Origin of the sequence: Moorena producens 3L (genome assembly GCF_000211815.1) — a bacterium.
In the GTDB taxonomy this organism is placed as follows: Bacteria; Cyanobacteriota; Cyanobacteriia; order Cyanobacteriales; family Coleofasciculaceae; genus Moorena; species Moorena producens.
Genome location: NZ_GL890971.1, coordinates 254,498 through 280,141 on the forward strand (window position 1 = coordinate 254,498; position 25,644 = coordinate 280,141).

Consider the following 25,644-nt stretch of genomic DNA (forward strand, 5'->3'; position numbering starts at 1 on the left):
AAAAAATTTTGATCAGAATTATTATCAATACCCCAGATAACTATTTACCTATTTAAAAACGAGGAAAGACACCGAATCCAGAACTGTAATCCAAGTAATCTACTAGGCAAATAAACCTACCCTTGCCAGGAAATAAGACCCCTTGTAGGCCAAGCGCGGATGAGGGCTACTGAAAGCCCACACTATACTGGATCGAGTAAGTGTGGTGAAGGTTATGTGAGTGATTAATTCATGGATAATCTGTATATGAGGCAACATTTTGCTTCAGAATGAGTAAAGAAGCACGTAAGGAGTACTCCGAAAATGCTGGCATACCTCTTGGCGTTGGTTATTGCTCTTGGTAGCTTAGTCTTTTACCTAGCTGCCTTCTTTTTACCAGAGGTTCATCGTAAATATGACTTTATCTGGAGTGGAGTGGGATTATTCTACGCTCTAGTGTTATGGATTTGTGCTGGACGCATTACTGGCGGCGTCTTAATCGGTCAAATTGCGGGTGTATCCCTGGTAGGCTGGTTGGGTTGGCAAACCTTGACCTTGCGACGAGCCTTGATACCGATTGACCAACAAACCCCTATCCCAAGTCAAGGTGAATTTATCGCCAAAATTCAAGAAATACTGCCAAGTGAGTCATTAAAAGGGCTAATACCTAAAGTAACTGGCTTTTTTGGCAATCTTTTGGGCAAACGCCAAGACTCAGCCCGAACTCCTGCTGTACCGGCAGATACCACCATGGCGTCCCCCACCCAGGAAACCAATCCCAAAACTACCCAACCAAGCCCTGCAGCGGATGAAGCAACTACGGTAGCATCCACTACCCAAGCAGCGGTTATAGAAACAGATGACACTAAAACCTCAGATTCTGCTGAAACAACTATCCCTAAAACAGAAACCCCTCAACCAGTAGCAGCGGCTAAGGAAGACTCACCTCCCCCAGAGACAGAAACCCCCCAAGCAGTAGCAGTCCCTAAGGAAGACTCACCCCCCCCAGAGCCGGAGTCAAGTCAGGAGCCAGAGCAGAAACCAGAAGCGATCGCACCAGAAGCGATCGCACCAGAAGCAAAAGCCCCACCACCTCCTAATCCGAAGGTGGAATAAAAATAGAGCGCAACATAAAAGCTACCACCAGCTTCAACCCCAAAACAACCGATTTCTAAAAAATCCCACCATTCTTCCTTGGGAAATTTGTAAGGTTGGCCAGATTGCTGCCAATAAAAATAAGAGAGATATATTATATAGATATATATCCTTTGTTGACCGTTGATTGTGTGATGTGGCCTGTAACGACTCAGCAGTACACAATCAGCGGTTAGCAAGTTAAAGTTGGTTATAGCGATCTAATCAACTGCTAATCAACTGATCTACTAGAATTTTGGCTTCAAACTGTGACAGCATCCAAAAGCTATAAAGATACGGTCAATCTGCCCAAAACCGAGTTTAATATGCGGGCAAACGCTATCAAGCGAGAACCAGAACTCCAAAAGTTTTGGGCAGAGCAAACTATTTATGAGCGCCTGTCACAAAATAATCCTGGCGAGATTTTCGTGTTGCATGATGGCCCCCCCTACGCCAACGGGTCTCTGCACATGGGTCACGCCCTTAATAAAGTACTCAAGGATATCATTAATAAATACCAACTGTTGCAAGGTCGCAAAGTACGCTATGTCCCTGGTTGGGACTGTCATGGCTTGCCGATTGAGCTGAAAGTCTTGCAAGCCATGAAGCTAGAGGAGCGTCAACAGCTGACTCCGATCAAACTGCGCCGTAAAGCCAAGAAATTTGCCCTGAAAACAGTAGAGCAGCAAAGCAAAGGTTTCCAGCGGTATGGAGTATGGGGAGACTGGGAAAATCCTTACCTGACTCTAAACCCACAGTACGAAGCGGCTCAAATTGGGGTCTTTGGTCAAATGGTCTTGAAGGGCTATATCTACAGAGGCCTGAAGCCAGTTCACTGGAGTCCCAGTTCTAAAACAGCCCTAGCGGAAGCGGAGTTGGAATATCCGGAAGGTCACACCTCCCCAAGTATCTATGCGGCTTTCCCAATAACTAAGGCAGGGCCAGGGATAAAGGAGATCCTAGAGCCATTTTTGCCAAATCTTGGTGTGGCGATTTGGACGACCACTCCCTGGACAATCCCTGGAAATTTGGCAGTAGCCGTTAATCCAGAACTGACCTATGCGGTAGTGGAAGATGGTTCCCAAACTAACCAATTCCAATTCCTATTAGTAGCAGCGGATTTGGTAGAAAGACTATCAGCTACTCTGGAAACTCCACTTACGGTCAAAACCACTGTTAAGGGTGAGGCGTTGGAGGATTGTACTTACCAGCATCCCCTATTTGATCGGGAAAGCAAAATTGTGATTGGTGGGGATTACATCACCACTGAATCGGGTACAGGTTTGGTTCACACGGCTCCTGGTCATGGTCAAGAAGACTATGGTGTGGGTCAGCGTTATGGCTTACCTATCCTTTCCCCAGTAGATGCGGATGGGAAGTTTACCGCAGAGGCCGGACAGTTTGCTGGATTGAATGTGCTCAAGGATGCCAATCCAGCCATCATTGAGGCACTGAACACAGCTGGGTCATTGCTGAAAGAGGTGCCCTATGTTCATAAATATCCTTACGATTGGCGCACTAAAAAGCCAACTATCTTTAGAGCCACAGAACAATGGTTTGCTTCAGTAGAGGGATTCCGGGATGAAGCGATAAATGCGATCGCATCCGTAAAATGGATCCCTGCCCAAGGACAAAATCGGATTACCCCGATGGTGGCAGATCGTTGCGATTGGTGCATTTCCCGCCAACGGAGCTGGGGTGTACCAATTCCGGTATTCTACGACGAAGAAACCAACGAACCCCTGCTTAATGAAGAAACCATTGCTTACGTCCAGGGAATTATTGCTGAGAAAGGTTCCGATGCCTGGTGGGAACTATCAGTAGAGGAATTGTTACCAGAATCCTATCGCAATAATGGTAAGACCTACCGCAAGGGTAACGATACCATGGATGTCTGGTTTGACTCCGGGTCCTCTTGGGCAGCAGTGGCGGAGCAACGGGAAGAATTACGTTATCCCGTGGATATTTACTTAGAAGGCTCAGACCAACACCGGGGTTGGTTCCAGTCCAGCTTACTCACCAGTGTAGCCAGCAATGGCTATGCTCCCTACAAAACGGTTTTAACCCACGGTTTTGTTCTAGATGACCAAGGGCGCAAGATGAGTAAGTCTTTGGGGAATATCTTGGAACCAGCTATAATCATCGAGGGTGGTAAAAACCATAAAAAAGAACCCCCCTACGGAGCTGATGTACTGCGATTGTGGGTATCTTCTGTAGACTATTCCTCAGATGTTCCAATATCTCAGAGTATTCTTAAGCAGCTAGCCGATGTCTATCGCAAAATTCGTAATACAGCCCGTTTCCTGCTAGGGAACCTTCATGACTTTGACCCAGCTAAGGATAAGGTGCCTGTTCAGGAATTACCGGAATTAGACCGCTACATGCTACACCGGATCACAGAGGTATTTGAGGATGTAACTGATGCCTTTGAGAGTTATCAATTCTTCCGCTTTTTCCAGAGCGTGCAGAACTTCTGTGTAGTAGACCTGTCTAACTTCTATCTGGATATTGCTAAGGATCGACTCTATATAAGTGCTCCCAACTCACCACGGCGGCGCAGTTGTCAGACAGTGCTACAAATAGCAGTAGAAAATTTAGCTAAAGCGATCGCACCGGTCCTCTGTCACATGGCAGAGGATATCTGGCAATACCTACCTTACCAGAAATCCCATGAATCCGTGTTTGAGTCAGGTTGGGTCAAATTAGAGGAACAATGGAAAAACCCTGAACTAGCGGCGTCCTGGTCAACCTTGCGCACCATCCGCACAGAAGTAAATAAAGTACTCGAAAAAGCCAGAGCCGAAAAGATGATTGGCTCATCTCTAGATGCTAAGGTCTTGCTTTATGTTAAAGATCAACAATTAAAGCAGCGCCTGGAAGCTATGAATCCTTCCGATAGCCTGAGTGGAAATCAAGTGGATGAATTGCGCTATCTCCTCTTAGCCTCTCAAGTAGAATTAGTAGATTCCCTAGAAGCTATACAAACAGCAACCTATAGCGCTGAATCAGAAACTATAGCGCTAGGGGTAGTCAATGCAGAAGGCTTAAAATGCGATCGCTGTTGGAACTACGGACCTAAAGTAGGTACAATTGCTGAGCATCCTACCATCTGCGAACGCTGTAATGCTGCCTTAGCTGGTAACTTCTGAGGTAACTTGTTAACTGACTTGTAAGTTATTGGTGATTGAGAGATTGCTAAGGACAGTTAGCACTATTGGCCAGATCAGGGATTAGAGATTCAACACTAATCCCTGATTTGTTCCATACTCTTAATCCCCTCAAGCTTAAGTAAAAATTCTTCTGTCAACTTGAAGAATGCTTTAGAGCCAGCAGAATTAGGATGAGCGATAACTACAGGACTAAAACTATCCACAGCTTTAGCAACATTAACATCCATGGGAATGCGAATTTTAAAAATTTGGTTGCTATCGAAATCGTTATCAACTCGCCTCATCACTTGCTTATAGTACCTACCCATCAGTCCCCCGCCTGACAAAATAAAGATAATCCCCAACAGCTGCAAGTTAAGAGGACTATCCTGCTGATGACTTTCTTTGAGCCTGGCAATCCGTCTTTCTAGAAGTTGAATCCCTACAATAGATAAAGGTTCTGGTCTGGCTGGTAGCAAATAGAAATCACTAGCCACAATGCCACTGCGAGTCAAAAGATTGTAGCCCGGAGCGCAATCTAAAATAATAAAGTCATAGTTAGGGATAATCGGCTCTAATATCCCTTTGATTAATAAACTTTCAAAGCGGCTCCAAACCTTACTAAATTCCACCTCCCCTTCCTGAATAGATTGCTTATGGAGTAGATCAGACACTACATATTCATCATAAAGCTCAATATCTCCCGGCAATAAATCCAATCCTTTGATATTACAATTATCAGTTTGAATAATATCCTCAATTGTTAAGCGACTGCGATAGCTAGGTTTAATGACTTTGTCAATTAACCGACTTAATGTCCGCCTTCCTTTTCTAGCTTTAGCAAATGCTTGGGGCTGCATTAAGCTCAAGGTTCCACTAATTTGGGTATCTAAATCGACCACCAAAACCCGCTTATTATGATTTTTGGCTAAGCAAGTCGCCAAGTTGACGGTGAGGGTGGTCTTGCCCACACCACCTTTCATATTGACTGTACTAATGACTAATCCCATTGATAAACGTGATCTTGCCATGACACTATTTATCATCATTCAGTATTATTGGTTACTAGGCAAGAATTCCGATGGATTACTATGATTTACCCTTGGGCAGTCCGCAATCATTCGGTAAGTCGTCGAGAGTCACACCCAAGGCTTGACACAGGGCTTTCATCTGTGGAATAGTCAGCTACCTTAAACCTGGATAAATTCTGCATTACCTGCATTACTTACCAATGGGTTTATGGTGAGTTGATGCGATCGCAAAATTGCTGAAAATTCCCCTAGACCAGATTGTACCTGTTGAATGCTCGGTTGAATAGTTGGTTGAATGCTCCGTTGATGTGATCGTTGTGTATCGTGGTTCAAGGTCTGCTCAAAACAGCATGTATCTTTTTGGAGCTTATGGGCTGAAATTATTACCCAGTATGGATTTCAGCTTGGATGTCGCCTCCCCAGATAATCAGTATAAACCATTCTGGTACAAAATCTGGAAGAAACCCTGGGAAAATCTTCAAAGGCAATCCAGGTTCATGAAATTCAGCCGTCGGTTTTTAAGCAGGGTAAGCGCCAGAAAAATTGAGCCAAAATGTGATATATGGCAAGGATTATGACCATATTAAGCCTTGATTTTCAGCACTATTGCAATTTCTTCTTAATATTATTTATAAAAATTATTCTTTATTGATTCTTTCCCTTACCCTCGGTTTTGATGGATTTATAGCATTTTTATTTGAGTTGTGAACAGAATCCTTAGGGAAAGGTAAGAGGCAAGAGGCAAGAGGCAAGAGTTAATCAAGTATATAGGGGTTTTTGGTAATAAAAAAATGGTAGTCCTTGTTTACAAATCATTTGGAAATGCTATATACCAACTTGCCATAGCCAGATTTGTTATGTATCCTAACTAAATACCCCCCAAAATTGGGGGGATTTCAGCTAGGGAAAAGGTATTTGGCGAAACCTGAACTGTTATGAAACCTTTTCCCTTTTCTTTTTTAGGTTAATCAGAAACCAAGGCTTCCTAAACCTCCAAAAGGAAGATTTTTAGGTAATGTTAGTGAGATTGATGGTGAGATTGATTTCCCCGTTTTCCTTTGATCATGGAAGCAGCACCAAAGGCACCAAATACTAACATACCCAATACCGAGGTAGGTTCGGGAACTTTAACACCACCATTGATGAAGAATAATGTCCGGTCATAGACCTTGCCACCAACGTCTCGCCCTAATTGTCCCCCGAATATATCTCCATCATCGAAGTGAATGCCACCGTAGATGCGAGAAATACCAGCTTCATCAGCAGCATCGGAAAATGTCTCCCAAAACAGGGTGACTTGATCCGTGGGAGTCAAACCAGGTTCAAAAAGAGAGGAACCAGGGAGAAAAGTTACTGAATTGCCGAAGTAATCACTACCGGTAAATAGCTTAAAAATCTCAGCTGCAGCAGCACTGAAAGCACTATGTCCTGAGGTAAATTCCGCAAAGGGAGGGGATGGATCGGCACCAGGAGTTTGGTAGGTAATGAAATCACTAGCTAATAGCCTTATGGTTCCTACTCCTGGTCCACCATAAGATTCGATCGCAAAGCCTCCCAGCTCCTGATCGAATTCACCAATTAAGCCCAGCTCACCTAGTTCGCGGATCGCTCGGACAGGACGAGTATAGTCGTAGAAGACTTTTGCTTCCCAAGTCGCAATGCCCGCATCCAAAACTGCATTCCCCAGACCAAAGTAAAGTTGGATATCTTCATCTAGGGTTTGGTTATCCCGTTCAGAGACGAATGAACCAAAACTCATCCAAGTTCCAGGAGGGAAGGGGGTGCCAGAGGGGTCTTCCCAGAACTCAGCCACTAGTTTTTGCTCATCGGTGAGATTAGCGCTGACCTCAACGATGCGCTCAGCTTGGTCGATAAACCCAGGGTTAACAACGTCAGTATTAACCTCGCCGTTTTCGTTAACCAGACTAACCTCTGTGCCATCCTTAAGGGTGACGGTACGCTTCTCCCGATTTAGAGTACCCTCTACACGCAGAAAAGGTTCTGGTGCTGGTGGTCGAAATTCAGAGCCAGAGTTCAAGGCAAAGGGAGTAACATTGCCCCACTGGGGAGTCAGAAACCGTTGCAGCCTGGCATCCGGGCTGCCAATTGGTACCCGTTCTGGTGTCCAGCGAGTGATATCGACCACGTTATCGGAACTGTTCACTGGTCGATAACCAGTGGTATCGGAGTAAGGAACACCAAGTGTACCCCTCGGGTCATTTCCTAACTGGTTGGAACCATCCTGACGTCGGAACTGCAATAAGCTGTTGGCTACTGTCTTACCAACGTTGGTAGCAGTAGGGATAGAAGCAGAGTTGCCAGCAAGCGATCGCACATCAGTCAGAAGCGAATCGAAGGAAGCAACCTCAGAGGGGAAAAGGTCCGAGAGGACGCTATGAGCGGCATAGCTAATCGCTAGGGACTTATTTTCCAAGGTGTTCTCAATATCAGGACGTTGCAGAGTATCCCCAAGAGTGGTGCTAATCGGGGTTCCTTCATAAGCCGACCAGGCATCGTACATGGCAGTACCCAAGATGCCATAGGCCCGGGAGGCTCCTGTCGGTCCCAATTGCGGGTTATTTTCTACGGCCCTCAAGGCTTGATTCACCCACAGATTAGCGCTGTTGTCTAGTGTCAGGTCTATGGCTTGTGCTGGTAAGCCCAGGGATAGACCTACGGTTGTTACTCCAATGGTTAGGAGTGAGGAGAGATGCTGTCGTTTTGTCAGCCCTTGATGGTGAGCCGAAAATAAATTTTTCATATTTACACCCGTGACTGGTTGTTCTTGAAAAGACCTTTTGCAAAAGTCAGTTTCTACGAGGTAACTACAGTAGTTATCACCCTGTTGTTGGCTTTTTATGCAAGAGGTCTAAAAATTGGACGGTAGATTGGACGGTTTTTACGAGGCAACTACAGTAGTTATCACCCTGTTGTTAGCTTTTTATGCAACAGGTCTAAAAATTGGACGATAGATTGGACGGTAGCAAAACGTCGTTACCGATCGGATTGGTTACCTGGGAAAAAGCAATGATGAGATCAGGTCGTCTCACCAATTTAGGAGAAAATTTAGGATAAATAGTCTCCCGAGAACACTACAGGGTAAGCATTCAGCATTCAGCATTCAGCATTCAGCATTCAGCATTCAGGTATCAGCATTCAGGTATCAGCATTCAGCTATTAGCATTCAGCTATCAGCATTCAGCTATCAGCCATTGGCAAACGGCTGACGGCTGACGGCTGACGGCTGACGGCACCTCAAGTAGCACCATCTGTAGCGCATATGCTTACACTACAGGTAAAAACACTGATGTCTTGCCGTTGAATCAAGTTCCAAAATAGATTCAAATAAGACCCATATTAGAGTAGCATGGTCAACGCATCTTGTCAATTAATTCGTAATAATTCTCAATAATCAAAAAAAATCGAAAAAAATTATCAATAAATTCTGCATTATTGTGGTTGTTGACAAGGCATTTTACACATATAGTGTTTTGTGAATTCAATAAACACTATATATAAGTCATAAAATTAGATGCGTTTACCCTGAACAGACTAGGAACTCTGAGCATAAATTCCTTAGATCTGGTTGATTAATCAGAGTCTTTGGGAGTTCTCGGTACTTGACACATAGGTCAAAATTTTTGGCTAGATTTAAATCCTTCACAGTTATCATCCGTATTTTCACAAACAACGTCAATCCTCATCAGTAAACTTCTTGGTAACTTTAAGAAATCTTCATAAAAGATATCCATATTTTCACAAGTTTCACAGAAACTGGGAATCGTCATGATTAGAGTTACCGCTACCAGGGTAAACCGGGACAAAATTCTGACCATAATTAGCTCAATATCCCAGAGGCCAAAACCATCGCTAGATCAGGTTTACTGCCTTAAGTTGGTAGCACTTATTAATCACGTTTCTGTTATTGATTCGATTTGGCCAACCTCATGGTCATGATCTTCACAAATTAGTCTCGTATTTTCACAGGAAAAATCCCTGGTCATAATCAGAGTTACTGATAACGACCAGTAGTTTTCACAAATCCTCAGGTTTTGTTCACCTAATTGTCACAATCTTCACAGAGTTCGTATTTTGAGTAATATAGCAGTCGCCAGGGCAGTTAGGACATGACAAAAGTCTCACACCCTTTGTAAGCGCAAGAGTTTTACTTCTGACTTCTGACTTCTGCTATAACTCCCCAAAATTGCGGGGATTTCAGCTAGGGAAAAGGTATTTGGCGAAATTTGAACTGTTATAAAACCTTTTCCCTGTTCTGTTTCAGCTTTATTGACCTGAATCAGTAGTAAGCTAGATTCATTATTGAACCGTTGACTTGAGATGTTTATGCGCTAACCACTACTCGTCCTACAGGACGAGCCACACAAGTTAAAATCATCCCTTGCTGCCGTTCCTCGTCTTCCAGAGCGTCAGGCTGTTCATCATACTCTACCTTCCCTTCTATAAGCTTGCGCTTACAAGCACCACAGGCTCCCATGCGGCAACCACTTGGTAATGGCACCCCTTCTTGTTCCGCCACATCTAGGATCACATCCTCCGCATCACAGCTGACCTCTTTTCCAGACTCAGCAAAGACCACAGTGGGTTCATTAGAGGTTGATGGTGATTCTACTAGGTGTAGTCTAGGACGATTGTCCCCTTTGACTGGTTCAGGAGTTGTTGCTGCTGCTTTCTGTTTATTCTGTTTAGAGGGCTTTTTGCCGCCAAAGCTCTCTTCATGGTAGTTTTCCATGGGGAAGTCTAGACCGGCTAGCATCCCTTTCACCCCTGCCATAAAGGGATTCGGGCCACAGACATAAACAATGCGATCGCGAAAATCTGCAGCCATCTCTGCCAGCATGGCTTCATTGAGTCTTCCGGTATAACCGGACCAAGCTTGGTCGAGTTCTGGGCGAGTCGTGGTAATCGCCAGCTTAAAATTAGGGTGCAAAGCGGCCATCAACTGTAATTTCTGATGGAAGATGATATCTTGTGGGCTACGAGCACTGTGGACAAACACAACATCCACATCAGCACCGGTATCACAAAGCCATTTGGACATAGACATGATCGGGGTAATGCCACTACCTGCTGAAATAAACAGCAGTTTATCAGCCCTATGGTCAGCACAGGTAAATTTCCCCATTGGACCATTTAATCTCACCTCGGACCCAACTTTGATGTTGTCGTGCAACCAGTTAGACACCAAACCCGCTGGCACATCAGGAGCGTCCGCTGGTGCTGGAACTCTCTTGACAGTAATTTCCAAGGTATGAGGACGTGAGGGGGCCGAAGATATGGAGTAGGAACGCTTCACTGGTTTGCCATCAATCTCCAAATCGAGAGTGACAAACTGACCTGGCTTGTAGCTGAACAGTATTGGTGGTTCGGCAACGAAGCGAAATGTTTTCACATCATCGGTCTCATTAATGACCTGTACACAGCGGACAGTAATCTCACCCTTAGTCCACTGCTTGATTCCAGGGCTATTACCATCTACCAGGTTGGCTTCCTGGTTAGAGCCATAGAGCTGTAGGTCTTTGACCAACAACACAAATTCACCGATGCGGATGATATCATCTTCCTTCAGGAGCCAGTTTTGGTTAACATCTACCTCCTCATTATTGATCCGAGAGCCATCGGTGCTACCGAGGTCAGTAAAGAAACACTGTCCCCTTATGCATAGGATTCTGCCGTGTACACGACTGACGACAGGACTATCCAAGACTAGGTCACAGCTCGGATGGCGGCCAATCAGATACTCACCTTGAATTCCAGTTGCTGGTTTCAGGGTTTTTTCCTGTAACTCGTTGGTTTGGTAGTTGATGATTGTAGTCGTCAGCATGTTTTGTGTCACTCCACATTACCGAACTAATGGGTCAATTGCGTCAATTGCTGAAATTATGAAGGGATTGTCCATCTATGATGCGGAAATTCCCCAGGCATCTATACCCTTCGGGTTAGTGCCTGGGGAATTTCCGCCAACAAATAAATTGTTCGCGCAGCGTGGCCTACGGCCAGCGATAGCGAATCAACATTAATTAATCTCGTATTCATAGCCGTCAGCTTTAAAAATTGTTTGCAGATATTTAGGGTGAACATCAATCTTTTTCGGTTGTGTTTGAAGTACAAAACTCGGACGATGACGAATAGCAATCCTACCTGTATAATTTCCAGCATATTTTCCTTTTGGAATGTTAGCTTTAACTATGTCACCTGTCTGGAATCCCTGAAAGAATTTGGCTTTAGGTGCATGAGCTTTTGGAAAACCGTATTTATTAGGGCGACATCTCTGACGAACCCCATGACCTTTTGCTTTAATTAGTAATGGTTTGATACCTTTAATTAACAATTTTTCAGGGGTAGATTTACCAACACAAGCAGCATCTGTCCAGTGAGTCTTTTCAATGCCTCTAGTTTGACGATTGAACTTAGTCAAACCACCAGAACCAGTTTCAACAGATAGCCCAGTCAACTTTAATCTTCTGAACAATTCCCATCTAGTTGCATTAACTGCTGCTGCGTCTTTAAGTGGTGCTTTTGCCTTGGCTAACACTCCCTTAAGGATGGCTGGTTTTTTCTTGAGGAATTTCTCAATAGGGTCACTACCTTTTTTATGGTTACAACAACGACAAGCTAGGGTTAAATTGCTGACTCGATTACTACCTCCTCTTGACTTGGGGACAATATGTTCTACTTCCAAAGGCACATTTTCAGCACCACAGTACACACAATTCCTTCCCCATTTAGCTAATAAGTATTCTTTCACTTCAAATCCAAATAGCTCACCTCGTTGATACTCAATTCCTGATATTTCAGGATTTTGCATTTTTTGGGTATCAAAACGTACTAATTCTTGAGAAATTGCTGTTATGGGGCAAAGCTTTCTTAACCTTCTAACCCAGGTTTCAATATTAAAAACTCGACTCATCAATGATGGTGGTAGCCAACCTTCAGGTTTTTTACGGTTAAGAAACCGAGGCTTACGGTAACGGGTTTTACGATTCCGTCTTCCTCTTCTTAAAGCTCTACGAGATTCAAGGGAATTTTTAATCTGTAATCCCCGATGAGCAATTTCTAAAGCATTAGTTACCCGACCTGTTGATTCTTGAACAATAGCAATTCCCGTATTTTTATAACCTGGGTCTATTTTTAATCTGTGAGAATGAGTAACATAATTATCAATTTTTCTATCTTGCAAAATAATTGTGAATGGGTATCGTTTAAAAACTTTTGCTCTACCTTTTTTTAGTAGTTCTCTAGCTTTTGCCGGGTGACAAGGGTCTAAAGGTTTTTTATTTTTATCTAATACAAAAACTCTCATTACTTTGAAATCTCCACTATGTGGGTAAAGTTTGCATCGACGGTGTTAAGACTCGGTACTTTATGAGTAACACTGGCTTTCCCGAATAACCTGTTTAATTACTCATTTCTAGAGCTTGGAGCTGGCACGCACCCCAAGGTAGGAACTTTAACTCTTGGTCTTAACGGCTGCTAATTTGATTAGCCATCTGGTCAACAGGCTCTTTCAAGCCCACACTGTACCGTTAGGTCAGTGTGCGGTAGTTGACTGTGAGTTCACAATTCATCTCAACTTGTCTTCATCGGTAGTACCCTCGGCCTGAGCCACAAGTAAGTGTTTTATAAGTGTTTTACCAGTGGCCATATAGTTATCAGCCTTTTTTTTTCTTTTTATGAAAAATGCTCTCTTTTTACGGTATATCCTCCTCGTCTCACCCTGTTGAATGTACTATCTGGGATCACCTTGGACTAGTCCTGATCACCTGATTGATTGTCATCTTTGCGGTCTTTTAGCAGCTTGGTGCGCTTATCAGAACGATTCTGCTTGCGAGATTCCCTGAGTATAGTGCGTTGGTTAGAAGTACTAGTTTTCTGGCGCTCTTTGATGGTGCTCAGTACTTTATAAGGGTCCCGTCCATAGTGGGGATACAATATTGGTAAGTTTTCTTGCTCCTTACCAAGTTCTTCTAAAACCTGATAATGTTGCTGATCGTTGATACCCAGTTCATCCCGGATCTGCTGGAGAACCTCGAGACTACTAGCGGAATTCACATGTCCAGCTTGGATGGCTTCTCTTAGCACCCCTTTGTATACCCCCAAGCGGTATTGTTGGTTAGCACCCGGTAGGGTTTTAGCCAGGATGTGTAATTCCTCAGGTTTGAGATCATCCACGGAACGACCTTCCAGAAATTCCGAGAAGTCCAGGGGTAGCTTCTTGAGTTGACGGCGCAACTTGTCTGCCAAACTCTCCTGGGTATATTGGTGGGAACTACGACCCCAAGTTTGATAAAGCCATAAGCTGCTGACTAGAATCACTACACTCTGAAACAGGAATTGCACTAGAACAGGGAACCGATTAATTTCGGGACGACCCCCGTAGATGAAGAAGAAGTTAAACGCAATAAAGGTACAAATGGAAAAGACTCGGTGCAATACTTGCTCGTGAGTGATAGATTGGTTTTTTCGCCACAGAGCAGCTTTGTATGTCTTCTCTAGCTTGGTACAAATTAGACAACTGAGCGCCACGAAGACAACGAAGGTAAGAGGAGTTGCCACCAGTTTAGGAATCGCAATCGGGTGATTCATGATGTAAAACCCTGGCTTGAAAAGCGCACCTAACTGATTCTCTTCATGGGTCCAAGCCCCAGACAGGTAATAATCGAAGTTTCCTGCATACAACCAGTAGTAGACGAAATAGCCAATTACCATGCCTAAATAACCGTATTGGACTAATTTCCGACCAGGCTTAGTCAGTTGTTGCCAGTAGGCTTTTTCGGAATCGATATCCATACAAGGGGACTTACAACTGATACAGGCACTTTTTTCTTGACCTGTGGTCTTGTCTAGGGTGCGGCACATGGACTGGGTAATGGTTTTTGGCGGTGCGTTGTGAGCTTCAGTGCCAAGCAATCCCCGTGGTCCAGTAAATACCATCTGAACCATGCCAAATGGACAGACATAATGACACCAACTTCTGCCACCATAGAGGAATACCATCATCATGGCGGATACGATAGTCAAGCTCAGAAACAAACCCAGAACCAAGCGGTCAGAGTTAACAAATAGAATCCGGCAGTTCAACCCGATAAAGAAAATGGCAAACTGCACATATAAATGGTTACGAACTAGCCAGGGATTTTTGCTGATATCCCCCTGTGGCTGCAACCCCAAAGCTCTGGGAATTTGGGACAGAAAGTAAAGTGGGCAAATGCGTCGCCAAGTCTCATGACCAAACACCAAGACAATCATGATGGCGCTAGGCACGATCATGCCCCAAAACATTCGCGCTCCCAGGGCATAGGGTTTCTCATCTAGGCATACTCCCTGGACTTGAACACATGGGTCTCGGGTGAGTATGGGATCTCGAAATAGGCTGAATAGATTATCAGGATCAGTTAAATTGTGTGAGATCGGGTCATAAAACAACGAGACAATTAATATTAGCCAACTAATCGCTAGCACCCAACGGACTCGGTGCCAACTTTGTTCTGGTACCTTTGACAGCATCACTTTAACCCCCTTTTGCTCCATTATGAGAAACAACTTCAGCCATTGACAGTACCCGTTTGGATAATTCCTAACAGCTAGCACCGAAACTAAATCCTGATGATGAGAATTACCCATGCCTGGGCATGATCTGTTCCATAAAACCAACCAGCTTTAGGTCAAGCCTCTTAAGCTTGGGTTTGTGGGCAACCTAACTAACACCATTGGTTTGTGTCACCAGTTACTTATCTGGTTGAGTCCACACCTTTTATGCAGTTTCCAAATTTTTATAGCACTAAGCATTAAGAGGACATTGATACAAGCTTAAAAGCTGTTGTATTCAACTTTTGCATGGATGCATGCCTCTTGCCTTGGGCGTAGCGCCATAACATCATGAGCTTACAAAAAAAATGCATATGGTTCTAATCTGACAGTTGGGTAGACATCGCCCTACTTGCTGTCAGAAACAGAATTTGTTGGAGCTGGTCGAAAGCACTATTAGCTCTACCTGATGTGGTTGGGTAAGCTAGGCTTTGGCCAGTTTTGAATAGGCTTACAGGTTATGGAGAGCTTTTTAAACAGCTCTGGGTGCTCTCTCTCTTGTCTCAATCATCAGTACCAACTGCTCCCATTCGACAGCGGTTTAGGGGAAATTACCTCTCGTCAACATAGGTGTAACTAGGTTTAACCAGTAGGGGTCACTAAACTAGGCATTAATCACCACTGAGGCGGTTGGCCAGTTGGGACAGCTTGGTTAACCCCTCAATTGAGGTTATAGATGGATCTCAACAGCTCCCAGGAGTTAATCCACAAACTAACCGAATCTTGACAGCGAATCATCATATGCACCCTTCTCATGATTTGAATAAAGGATTTGTAGGTTTGTTTAGCTTCACAGATAGTTTACCAAAGCAATTCACCAACTTTACTAAAAATTTGCATAAATTTATTTCAAGCCCTGGTAAAGCTAAACCAAGGTCGCTTTAAATACTTGGCAGTAAGGGATTCAGGAGTCTGATCCCCTTTCAGGGTAAACGCATCTTATTTTGAAATGCCTACTGGATATGAGATTAATAAGATAAGTATTTATGCTTATTAATTTTGAAATCTCTTCTGAGTAAGGCTTTTAGAATTTAGATGCGTTTGCCCTGGATCCCCTTTTCCCGATTAATTGTAGCTGTTGATACCAATATTAGCTTAGGGATAACAATAATCTATAATTTATTTTATAGGCATACTAAGCTTTGATATCTTGAAGCGAATATCTTGAAGCCATGAGTTGCTCGTCCTACCCATTAATCGTAGCTGTTGATACCAATAATTGAATTGAAAACTTAGTATCTAGCGATACTAGGTTTTCATGTCTTCAATCCATTTTGACGTTTATTTTGAGAATAATAGCATTTTTGGCGTTGCTCAACTTAACGATTAATTATTGAAAGCATTAGCATCTTGGCTCCCTAAATCGACCCATGCTGTGGGGTGTCCAAGACTTCACTACATCGCTTTTCCCATCAATCCTAGTTTCGCACATCCAATAAAAATGCTATAGTAACTTTCATTACATTAGGGGAATCAAAATAATGAGCGCCAGAATGGGCGCTTTTTGGGTTTAAGGGTATCGGTCTTGTCCTGATTAACTGGCGTCTGATCAGCCTCTACACCTAATTGTGGAGATTTGGACTGTGGGGATTTTCGATTAGGAATTTCTTTACCCAACTTCCAGTCATTGTCAGCCTGCAATAAAACATAGGTAGCCACATTTTCAATCTCCTGCTCAGTTAGCTTTTTCTGGAAGGAGGGCATAGCGTTTTTCCCATTGGTTACCTGGGTTTTAATTTTTTCCAGGTCATACATCTTATATCGTTTCAGGACAGCTTTCTTCAAGGTTTTATTGGCCATAATCACGTTATTGCCACCGATATGACAAGCAGCACAATTCTGACTAAAAACCTGAGCTCCCTGAGCGGCATCACCAGCGAGGGCTGGACGTTCTAGAGCAAATGTAAACCATACCGTAGCAGTCAACAGGATTGATAGCAGCTTCTTCAAGGGTATTCTCCTTCTGATCAAACAGATAGCAGGCTACAGAGTGGCCTATAATTATTCCTCAGAATGACTGTAAACCTTAGAAGAACTGCTGTCAAACCTAAGAACCAAGACTATCAATGAAGGAAGCAGACCGACTACATATGAATCGGGATAGCCTGACTGATCAAAATGTCATAAACTGTAAATAACCTCTAGCACCCAAATTAACCTAAATAAAATTAAACCAAAATTAACCAGTAATCTATGAGTCCTCTGCCCCATCATCGCCCTAAACAACTCTCCCTAGGTCCATTGGAACGAGAAATCTTGGAGATTATCTGGGCATTAGGTTGCGCTACTGTCAAAGATGTCCATGAACAGATTTTGGCTGACCCAGATCGGGAATTAGCTTATGCTTCAGTGACCACAGTGCTACGCCGCTTGACCCAGAAAGGTTGGCTCAGTTGTGATAAACGACAGCGTACCTTTTTATGGAGACCCTTAGTGTCTCGGCAAGAAGCCCAGGTACTCGCAGCCCATGACCAGCTCAATCGCTTTTTAGCCGTAGGCAATCCGGATGTAGTTGCTGCCTTTGCCGATAGCTTAGATGCAGCCAGTGTGGAACAAATTTCTGCGATCGCACAACGACTGCAAGCAGCACGTCAAAGGCGGAAGGAGGAAAAATAATGCATGTGGTGATGATTATAGCAGCATTAGGGCTGGCTTGCTGGCACAGGCACACAAGCTACCAACTTCCTGGGAGTTTGCCCAGGCGCTGGCAACAGGTACTAGTGCAATTTCTTGCTCCACCCCTACTTCTCCTAACCACTGCTTTGGCTGTCCTATCCATGGGGCCAAAGGGACAAATGATCGGGTTACGCACCGACTGGCTCAGCTACTGCCTAGCCCTAGGATTTCTGGGTTGGGCAGTAGTGTTGTGGCTAAAGTCAGCAAAGCTTGGTTGGCAGTCTTTGCAACAAGTTCGTTCCTTACCCCAAATTTGCTTAATAAATGGGCAATGGCAAAATGGGCAATGGGAAAGGGTTGAAAACTGTCCTGGCTTAACTCCAACCCCTGAATCCCTAGCTAGTCAGGGTCAATTGGCTCGTCTTTTAGACACTCCCATACCCTTTATTGCTCAGATTGGCTTTTGGCAACCCGAACTTGTGGTCAGTCAGGGACTCCTAGAAACTCTTTCATCGGAACATCTAGAGGCTGTGATCACCCATGAGCAAGCTCACCACCATTACCGAGATACCTTCTGGTTTTTCTGGCTAGGATGGATTCATCGAATTACCGCTTGGTTACCAAATACAGAGTCATTGTGGCAAGAACTATTGAATCTACGAGAAATCCGTGCTGACCATTGGGCCGCTAAACGGGTCGATGCCCTATTGTTGGCAGAATCACTGTTGACTATGGTTAGCAGTCCCATGATAACTACGGAAAATTTCTGTGCTCCCTTTAGTAGACCTGTGCCTCCCAGTCGCTTCCAAGAGAGAATCGATGCACTCTTGACAGAGCCAGAGTCTGCCACTGGTACTAGCTCCTGGAATTACTCCTGGAATTGGAGTTGGTTGCTATACGTATTATTACCCCTATTGGTTGTACCGTTTCACCAATAAACTTAAGGGCAACAGGCATTACCACAGGCATTAGGCCACAGGGAAAGGGGAAAAAAATATTTTTTTTGGTCTTGACGTCGCGACATAGTGATGTAACTATATAAATATATCGCGACAAAAGGAACGAACACACAAAACACGATAGTAAAACACTTAAATAAACCCCGTAAGTGTAGTAACTACCTAAGTGTATTAACCAGTGTATTAACCCATTGTCATGATATCACGATATACCAATAGAAGTATATCGTGACAAAATGTGCCAAACTTATAAGAGGACAATCACATGTTGCTCTCTCTGGAGCTAGAGGACAAGGACATTGGTTCACAAAAAGACAGATCCCCGGTATGCATTACTGCGAGGACATATTCCCAAACATCTACTAAAGCGCTTCCGCAACTACTGTGTCGAACACGAACTTGACTACAGTGAAGGACTAGAAGATGCGCTGACTAAATTTTTTCAGTACCTAGACAGCAGCCAACAATTAGCAGTTCCAGCACAAACTCCTACCATTGCTGATCTGATTCATGGCTGGAACTTGGAAGAACTATCACGATTAAGTGAAGTTAGCGTTGAAAACCTCCAAGCCATCTTGGAAGGAAACCGACCCACAGATGATGATCTGATTGGTTTGGGTGTAGTGCTATGCAAGAACAATGATGAACCTTGGACAACCGATGAGTTAGTGGAGATTCGCGATCGCTGTTTCTACGGTTTTCCAAAATTGTCGAGCAACAGCGAGTCGCCAAGGATTCAATAACCGTGATCGGACTAACAGCTGCCAATGGTGATTGCTATCAGAGGGGATTTTTTACAGAAATTATCGGTTTTTGAAGCGATTTTTGGCTAAAATCAATCCTGCCAGTTACTGTACTATGGAAGCCGTCGGTTACTTAGATCAACAACCATAGATCAACAAGCAGAGGTGAGCCATAGTACTTAGCCATAGTACTTAGCCATAGTACTTAGCCATAGTCTCCGTTGGTCCGGTTTAACTTGCTTAACAGCAACACTCACTACTCAGCGTGTCATTTTAGGTTTCAGTCTTCAACAATGGACAATTTCTTTTTCTCAGGGTGCCATCTATCAGTTACCACGGAAAGCTTCAATATTGAAGCACCATCACGCTTAGCGGCCTACGCTCTAAGGCGACATGCTAGTGAGCTGGCTGTCTCTGCTCAAAAACTCAGGCTTCAACGGGCTATTGTATCCTGGCCCGGATGCGAGCGACCTTACCAAATTCCCACCTCCATACTCAGGAGCGAGACAACTATGACCGGACCAATACCCCAAAATGGAACCTATTTGCTAGGAGCCAACTACCTTCGTGTTAATGATTTTATCAAAGAAAAGCGTGAAGAAGGTCTAATTGTAGTAATTACGTCAATGTGGAATGATGTTTGCTTACACACCAATGACCTACTTGCACCAGAGCGGGGTATTCTCCAACCCCATCAGTGGACTGGCTTTAATTATCGCTACTTGTGGCGTGATAGTCGGGATGACTATAACGAACTAATTGATCGATTGACTCGGGAGCGTTACATTCCCAAATTCCAGTACACGCTGAGGCGTCCCGATGGCGCATTAGGCCGCTATGAGACCGATTATTACCTGGTAGAGGACTATCTTAACGTACCAGTGCGCATTGGTGTCAGCGATGTCAATGCTTGGGAACTGATATCAGAACCGTTAGCAAGTTAGTTTCCATTTAGCTGTCCGGCAAAAGAAGCCCCACAACGAACATGCGCAGCATGAGTGTGGGATGAATTTTGCACAGAGTCTTTCGGGACAGGAAAACGAGCTATTAAACTTCTGATTAATTCAGATTGAGTCATTCCTCTTCGTTCTGCTTCCTGTAAGAACTGCCTTTTTTCAAAATCGGTAAGTCTGATAATCAACTTCTTGTCTTTCATTATGGGTTGTCGCATGTGTACAGGCATGTGATCATCATAGTAGGTCGATCAAACAGGAAGCAAGGGATGAAACTAGCGTATCAATACCGATTAAAACCAACAAAATAACAAGTAGCTAAAATTGATAACTGGTTGTCAATGCTTTGTGCCCAGTACAACTATTTGTTGGCGGATAGATTTGCCTGGTATGAACAGAATCGCTGTTCCATTAATGCTTGTCCTCTTGTTTGTCATCTCCCTGATTTAAGAAATAATCCAGACTACTACAGCCAAGTGCGATTCGTTGACTAGAAACTTCAAACCAATTAAAGGTCAGAAGGAGGATTAGTCGCTAGGTCAGGAAACTGACTCTGATAACTTGATAACCATGATGGTGAAACTCCATCCCTCGCGAAATCCGAGTGACAGCCTTACCCGGATTTATGAACATAACAAACTCATAGATTAATGCAAGGGTCGAACAGTGAAGCATCCTTAACCTGAACAGATGTTAGTAACAGGCAGGGACTCATGGGTACGCAAGAAAGATACATCCGAGTTAAATAGGTGTAGCGAAATAAGGTTTGATACGCTACAAACAAATAGTTAAAGGAAAACAAATGGATTATGTAGTTTTGGCTCTACATAATGATTTCCCTAATTCCCGGTGAATAGTATCGCCCTAAAAGTCCGAAAAAATGGTTATCAGGAACGAAGTAACTCCTATATATACTCTCAGAAAGGTCGAATATTCTGAGTAGGTAGTTAGCCGTAAGTTATATGGGAGCAAGATTGAATCAAAAGCTAATACCTGGAGTAACATCCAGGATACGCCGACAGATTCACGTCTATAGGAAAAGATATAGTTGTAAGTAGTAATGAATATGTCTAAAACCCAGGGAAACCAGACGGTGGAATGGAATAGGGTAAATTGGCGTAAGCTAGAAAAAGTCTTATTTAAGTTACAAAAACGAATATATCGAGCCTCACAACGTGGTGACGTCCGTGTGGTAAGAAAGCTACAAAAGACCCTAATGAAATCCTGGACAGCCAAAATGATTGCGGTCAGGCGGGTTACCCAGGAAAACAAAGGTAAGAAAACTGCCGGAATAGACGGGAAAGAAGCCTTAACCCATAGGCAACGACTCGCCCTGGTAGTTAACCTAAAAATCCATAAGAAGGCAAAACCAACAAGAAGGGTTTGGATACCAAAACCTGGAAAAACGGAAAAGCGACCTTTAGGAATCCCGACCATATATGACCGTGCTTTACAGGCACTTGCTAAACAGGCATTAGAACCTGAATGGGAAGCAAAATTTGAACCCAACTCTTATGGGTTCAGACCAGGACGCTCATGTCACGATGCTATTGAAGCAATATTCAAAGCCATTGCCCAAAAACAAAAATGGGTTCTAGATGCAGATATTGCCAAATGCTTTGACAAAATCAACCATGAAACGCTACTAACAAAATTAAATACATATCCATCCTTAAGACGTCTAATAAAGTCCTGGCTCAAAGCCGGAGTGATGGACAATGGAACATTCTCACCTACAAAAGAGGGCACTCCTCAGGGTGGAGTTATATCTCCACTCCTGGCAAATATAGCCCTCCACGGAATGGAAGAGCACATCAAACAATATGCAGAAACATTAAAAATAAAAGGGAGGGCTAAAACACAAAAGAGAAAGGCAATGAGTTTGATAAGATATGCTGACGACTTCGTAATCATACACGAAGACCAAACCACAGTAGAAGAATGTCAAAAAATTATTAGCACATGGTTGAAGGATATAGGGCTGGAATTAAAACCAAGTAAAACAAAAATAGCCCACACAACGGACGGATTTGACTTCCTAGGATTCAATATACGTCAATACAATGTAGGTAAAAATCAGTCAAAACAAGGTTTTAAGACCATCATAAAACCATCCAAAGAAAGCATCCAAAGACATTATAGGCAGCTCTCAGACAAAATAGACCGTCATAGAGCCGCCTCCCAAGAGGCACTAATAAAATGCCTTAAACCTATTATACTCGGATGGTGCAACTACAATAAAACAGTATGTAGCAAAGAAACATTCGAGAAAATAGGATACATGTTATGGAATAAGCTTCAAAGATGGGGATACAGAAGGCATCCTAATAAATCTAAAAACTGGGTAACCAAGAAATATTGGGGAACCTTAGGAAAGGATAGATGGATGTTTATGACTAGTAAAGATAATTACTTACCTAGACATGCCAAGGTAGAAATTATCAGACACACAAAAGTCAAAGACACCAGAAGCCCTTATGATGGAGACCTAATCTATTGGAATACCAGAATGAGAAAGCATCCTGAGATGACCAATCAGGTGCGATTCGTTGGTTATAAACCTTGCCCCGTAAGGGTTTTGGGGGATTAACCGCTAGGACAAATTACTGAACCTAGACAACTTGGTAACCATGGTGGTGAAAATCCACCCCTCGTGAAATCCGAGTGACAGCCTTACCCTGATTCATAAGGAGTAACGAACTTACGGATTGATGCAAGGGTCGAACAGTGAAGCGGAACCAATCCAGGGGAAGTTAGTAACAGGCACAGGACTCATGGGTACGAGAGAAAGGTACGTTTGAATCATCGTTATCATCGTGTAGCGAAATGGGTTGATTACGCTACAGACAAACAGTCAAAGGAATATGGATTATGAGGTTTTGACTCTTCATAATGATTTCCCGAAATTATTCCTGGTGAATAGTACCACCCTAAAAGTTCGCAGAATGGTTATCAGGAACGAAATAACCCCGATATGTACTCTGTTGAAAGGTCGAATATTCTGAGTAGGTAGTTAGCCGCATGTCGTACCGGGGAAAGATTGAGTCAGAAGTTAATGTCTAGAGTAATGTCTAGGATATACTGACGGACTCACGTCAAACGGAAATGAAATAGTTGTAAGTACCAATTGATATGTCTAAGACGCTGGGTTTCCAGACGGTGGAATGGAATAAGGTTAACTGGCGCAAGCTAGAAAAGACCCTATTTAAGTTGCAAAAACGAATATTTCGAGCCTCTGTTCGTGGTGATATCCGTGCGGTAAGAAAACTGCAAAAAACTCTAATGAAGTCCTGGACCGCCAAGATGATAGCGGTACGTAGGGTCACCCAGGAGAATAAAGGTAAAAAGACTGCCGGAATAGATGGGGTCAAATCTCTAACCAAGAGACAACGCCTCACCTTAGTAGCCAACCTCAAAATCTCCAAAAAGGCAAAACCTACCAGACGGGTCTGGATTCCTAAACCCGGACAATCAGAAAAACGCCCATTAGGAATCCCGACCATGTATGACCGCGCATTACAGGCACTAACTAAGCAGGCATTAGAACCTGAATGGGAAGCACGTTTTGAACCCAATTCATACGGGTTCAGACCAGGACGCTCCTGTCACGATGCTATTGAAGCAATATTCACAGGCATCAACCAAAAACCTAAATGGGTACTAGATGCCGACATTGCCAAATGCTTTGGCCGTAGGCCACGCTTCGCGAACGATAAAATCAACCATAATGCACTTCTCACAAAATTGAATACTTATCCATCCTTAAGACGATTAATCAAATCCTGGCTAAAAGCTGGTGTGATGGATAATGAGACATTCTCACCTACAGAAGAGGGCACTCCACAAGGCGGAGTCATATCTCCCCTTCTGGCAAATATAGCCCTTCACGGCATGGAAAAAAGGATTAAACAATTCGCAGAAACTATGAAGGGAAGTAAATCCAAAAATAGGAATGCATTAAATTTAATCCGATATGCAGATGACTTTGTCATAATGCATAAAGACCATTACGTGGTAGAAAAATGTCAAAGAATCATCAATACATGGTTGAATGACATGGGTTTGGAATTAAAATCAAGTAAGACCAGGATTACCCATACATTTGAAGGATTTGACTTCCTCGGATTCAATATCCGTCAATATCAAGTCGGTAAAAACCAGTCAAAACAAGGTTTTAAGACCATCATCAAACCATCTAAAGAAAAAGTTCTAGAGCATTACAGGCAGCTCGCCAAAGTTATCGAACAATACAGAGCTGCCCCGCAGACGGCTCTAATCAGCCGACTAAAACCCATTATAAGAGGATGGTGTAATTACTAAGCTGTTGCGCATTTAAACTGTGATAACAGCATTGCCTTTGTTTTTTATTTTTCGTACCCATTTTATAATTAACCCTCCTTCATTTAAAAGATGATTTAACAAACATTCTAATTCTTCAATTGATTTGAAAACTCGATTGGCAATATATTCTTTTGCTGAATGCCAAACCAATTCAATTAAGTTATAATCAGGACTATACTCGGGAAGATATTCTAAATAAATATTCGGCATATCTTCTTCTATTTTATGAATATATTCGGCTTTTTTGTGAAAACTAGCATTGTCTAAAATAATGACGATTTTCGGTCCTTTATTAGCAAAGTCTTCTAGTTGATTACCCGCTTCCATCCATTCATTTTCTAGCTCTTTATAAAAGGTTTTTAAAACTTCATAAAAAGTTTGACTATTGCTTTTTTTGAGGAAATCTACAAATCTTTTTTTATCTGAATATCGCAAAGCTCCCATCACATTAACTCTCCCTTGCCTTTCGGGCAAAGCCCGACGCTGCGCGAACGGTCTCCTCTAACTTTTTTTCGCTTTCCTCTTTTACACCAGTTTTTTCTTCTGATGACTCTCAAACTAAATCCGCTTTCATCCCAAAACCATACCTGAAGACGCTCTGGGCTTTCTTTTTCTATTTTTAAATACTCATCTAGTTTCTTTTTAAATGCTTCCCTTTTTTTAGGGTCTTTTTTAGAATCTAAGCTATACTTTGACCAAAGGTAAACATATTTTTTCTTGACTAGTATCCTACGAACTTGAGACCCACTTAACTTGATGCCTGTTGTATCTTCTAAATGAACGGCTAATTTTTGAGCTGTCCATCGACCAAATTCATATCCTAATTCTTCGGGTTCTTTTTCGACTAATTCTAATAATACTTCTATATATTGTTTTGTTGCTTTTTGGTGATTGCCTTTCATTCTTTTATCTTTAAGACTCTCTAAGTCATCTGGATCTCCGTGGACACACCAATAACAGACTGTGTTCTTTGAACAACCCAAAACTTCAGCAATTTCTAACTGTGTTTTTCCACTATTCAACAACAGCAAAATTAAAATACGTTCTCTAATATTTCCATTTTCTTCTATTTTTAAGGCTTTTTGAAGTATTGTTTTTTGCTCTTGTGTCAGATAATTTTTTGCTGGCATATT

The 25,644-nt window shown here is 43.0% G+C and carries 15 protein-coding genes and 3 pseudogenes; 9 read left to right on the forward strand and 9 right to left on the reverse strand.

Going from position 1 to position 25,644, the window contains the following annotated elements:
- Window positions 1-303 precede the first annotated feature (303 nt).
- Window positions 304-1,095 carry a Ycf66 family protein gene (locus tag LYNGBM3L_RS31415; protein WP_008190929.1) on the forward strand — a complete coding sequence of 264 codons (792 nt, stop codon included), beginning with the start codon at window positions 304-306 and terminating at the stop codon, window positions 1,093-1,095.
- Window positions 1,096-1,382: 287 nt separating this feature from the next.
- Window positions 1,383-4,262: an isoleucine--tRNA ligase gene (gene ileS, locus LYNGBM3L_RS31420; RefSeq protein WP_008190931.1), complete on the forward strand. Its 2,880-nt coding sequence runs from the start codon at window positions 1,383-1,385 to the stop codon at window positions 4,260-4,262.
- A 95-nt stretch (window positions 4,263-4,357) separates the two neighbouring features.
- Here ileS and LYNGBM3L_RS31425 read toward each other — a convergent pair whose 3' ends face one another.
- The 8 genes from LYNGBM3L_RS31425 to petJ all read right to left on the reverse strand — a co-directional run bounded on the left by LYNGBM3L_RS31425 (window position 4,358) and on the right by petJ (window position 16,849).
- Window positions 4,358-5,272: a ParA family protein gene (locus tag LYNGBM3L_RS31425; RefSeq protein WP_008190935.1), complete on the reverse strand. Its 915-nt coding sequence runs from the start codon at window positions 5,270-5,272 to the stop codon at window positions 4,358-4,360.
- Window positions 5,273-5,452: 180 nt separating this feature from the next.
- Window positions 5,453-5,626: a hypothetical protein gene (locus LYNGBM3L_RS44740; RefSeq protein WP_154659983.1), complete on the reverse strand. Its 174-nt coding sequence runs from the start codon at window positions 5,624-5,626 to the stop codon at window positions 5,453-5,455.
- 685 nt (window positions 5,627-6,311) lie between these two features.
- Window positions 6,312-8,054 carry a vanadium-dependent haloperoxidase gene (locus LYNGBM3L_RS31430; protein WP_008190939.1) on the reverse strand — a complete coding sequence of 581 codons (1,743 nt, stop codon included), beginning with the start codon at window positions 8,052-8,054 and terminating at the stop codon, window positions 6,312-6,314.
- Window positions 8,055-8,925: 871 nt separating this feature from the next.
- On the reverse strand, window positions 8,926-9,129 hold the full coding sequence (locus LYNGBM3L_RS45310) for a hypothetical protein (protein ID WP_008190940.1): 204 nt from the start codon (window positions 9,127-9,129) through the stop codon (window positions 8,926-8,928).
- 506 nt (window positions 9,130-9,635) lie between these two features.
- Complete coding sequence (locus LYNGBM3L_RS31440) at window positions 9,636-11,135, reverse strand: 2Fe-2S iron-sulfur cluster-binding protein (protein ID WP_008190942.1); 1,500 nt, start codon at window positions 11,133-11,135, stop codon at window positions 9,636-9,638.
- A gap of 192 nt (window positions 11,136-11,327) precedes the next feature.
- Window positions 11,328-12,614, reverse strand: a complete 1,287-nt coding sequence (iscB, locus tag LYNGBM3L_RS31450; RefSeq protein ID WP_008190945.1) for an RNA-guided endonuclease IscB — start codon at window positions 12,612-12,614, stop codon at window positions 11,328-11,330.
- A gap of 446 nt (window positions 12,615-13,060) precedes the next feature.
- The gene (locus LYNGBM3L_RS31455) at window positions 13,061-14,818 is read right to left on the reverse strand and encodes a 4Fe-4S binding protein (protein ID WP_165691848.1); all 1,758 of its coding nucleotides are present in this window, start codon (window positions 14,816-14,818) and stop codon (window positions 13,061-13,063) included.
- A 1,554-nt stretch (window positions 14,819-16,372) separates the two neighbouring features.
- Complete coding sequence (gene petJ, locus LYNGBM3L_RS31465; RefSeq protein WP_008190952.1) at window positions 16,373-16,849, reverse strand: cytochrome c6 PetJ; 477 nt, start codon at window positions 16,847-16,849, stop codon at window positions 16,373-16,375.
- Window positions 16,850-17,092: 243 nt separating this feature from the next.
- Here petJ and LYNGBM3L_RS31470 point away from each other — a divergent pair, with 243 nt between their 5' ends.
- From LYNGBM3L_RS31470 to ltrA (LYNGBM3L_RS31500), 7 genes and pseudogenes are all read left to right on the forward strand, one after another.
- Complete coding sequence (locus LYNGBM3L_RS31470) at window positions 17,093-17,515, forward strand: BlaI/MecI/CopY family transcriptional regulator (RefSeq protein WP_008190954.1); 423 nt, start codon at window positions 17,093-17,095, stop codon at window positions 17,513-17,515.
- Window positions 17,515-18,453, forward strand: coding sequence for a M56 family metallopeptidase (locus LYNGBM3L_RS31475; RefSeq protein WP_008190958.1), 939 nt, complete (start codon window positions 17,515-17,517; stop codon window positions 18,451-18,453). The genes LYNGBM3L_RS31470 and LYNGBM3L_RS31475 overlap by 1 nt, the downstream gene beginning before the upstream one ends.
- Window positions 18,454-18,773: 320 nt before the next feature.
- Window positions 18,774-19,217 (forward strand): hypothetical protein, encoded by a 444-nt coding sequence (locus tag LYNGBM3L_RS46255; protein WP_008190960.1) that lies wholly within the window; start codon window positions 18,774-18,776, stop codon window positions 19,215-19,217.
- Window positions 19,218-19,510: 293 nt separating this feature from the next.
- Window positions 19,511-20,161, forward strand: a complete 651-nt coding sequence (locus LYNGBM3L_RS31485; protein WP_008190963.1) for a hypothetical protein — start codon at window positions 19,511-19,513, stop codon at window positions 20,159-20,161.
- A gap of 332 nt (window positions 20,162-20,493) precedes the next feature.
- A pseudogene (locus LYNGBM3L_RS37550) lies at window positions 20,494-20,646 on the forward strand (RNA-guided endonuclease TnpB family protein); the annotation flags it as partial.
- Window positions 20,647-21,230: 584 nt separating this feature from the next.
- Window positions 21,231-22,760 (forward strand): group II intron reverse transcriptase/maturase, encoded by a 1,530-nt coding sequence (gene ltrA, locus LYNGBM3L_RS31495; protein WP_008190968.1) that lies wholly within the window; start codon window positions 21,231-21,233, stop codon window positions 22,758-22,760.
- 542 nt (window positions 22,761-23,302) lie between these two features.
- Window positions 23,303-24,487: pseudogene (gene ltrA, locus LYNGBM3L_RS31500) on the forward strand (group II intron reverse transcriptase/maturase); the annotation flags it as partial.
- 15 nt (window positions 24,488-24,502) lie between these two features.
- Here the strand turns inward: ltrA (LYNGBM3L_RS31500) and LYNGBM3L_RS39165 are convergent.
- Window positions 24,503-25,641: pseudogene (locus LYNGBM3L_RS39165) on the reverse strand (IS630 family transposase).
- Between the last annotated feature and the right edge of the window lie 3 nt (window positions 25,642-25,644).

Bases quoted from the DNA above. Each gene is read 5' to 3' on its own strand.
- LYNGBM3L_RS31415 (WP_008190929.1), top strand. From the start codon at position 304: ATGCTGGCATACCTCTTGGCGTTGGTTATTGCTCTTGGTAGCTTAGTC.
- LYNGBM3L_RS31425 (WP_008190935.1), bottom strand. From the start codon at position 5,272: ATGGGATTAGTCATTAGTACAGTCAATATGAAAGGTGGTGTGGGCAAG.
- LYNGBM3L_RS31430 (WP_008190939.1), bottom strand. From the start codon at position 8,054: ATGAAAAATTTATTTTCGGCTCACCATCAAGGGCTGACAAAACGACAG.
- LYNGBM3L_RS45310 (WP_008190940.1), bottom strand. From the start codon at position 9,129: ATGGTCAGAATTTTGTCCCGGTTTACCCTGGTAGCGGTAACTCTAATC.
- LYNGBM3L_RS31440 (WP_008190942.1), bottom strand. From the start codon at position 11,135: ATGCTGACGACTACAATCATCAACTACCAAACCAACGAGTTACAGGAA.
- iscB (WP_008190945.1), bottom strand. From the start codon at position 12,614: ATGAGAGTTTTTGTATTAGATAAAAATAAAAAACCTTTAGACCCTTGT.
- LYNGBM3L_RS31455 (WP_165691848.1), bottom strand. From the start codon at position 14,818: ATGCTGTCAAAGGTACCAGAACAAAGTTGGCACCGAGTCCGTTGGGTG.
- LYNGBM3L_RS31470 (WP_008190954.1), top strand. From the start codon at position 17,093: ATGAGTCCTCTGCCCCATCATCGCCCTAAACAACTCTCCCTAGGTCCA.
- LYNGBM3L_RS31475 (WP_008190958.1), top strand. From the start codon at position 17,515: ATGCATGTGGTGATGATTATAGCAGCATTAGGGCTGGCTTGCTGGCAC.
- LYNGBM3L_RS31485 (WP_008190963.1), top strand. From the start codon at position 19,511: ATGGACAATTTCTTTTTCTCAGGGTGCCATCTATCAGTTACCACGGAA.
- ltrA (WP_008190968.1), top strand. From the start codon at position 21,231: ATGAATATGTCTAAAACCCAGGGAAACCAGACGGTGGAATGGAATAGG.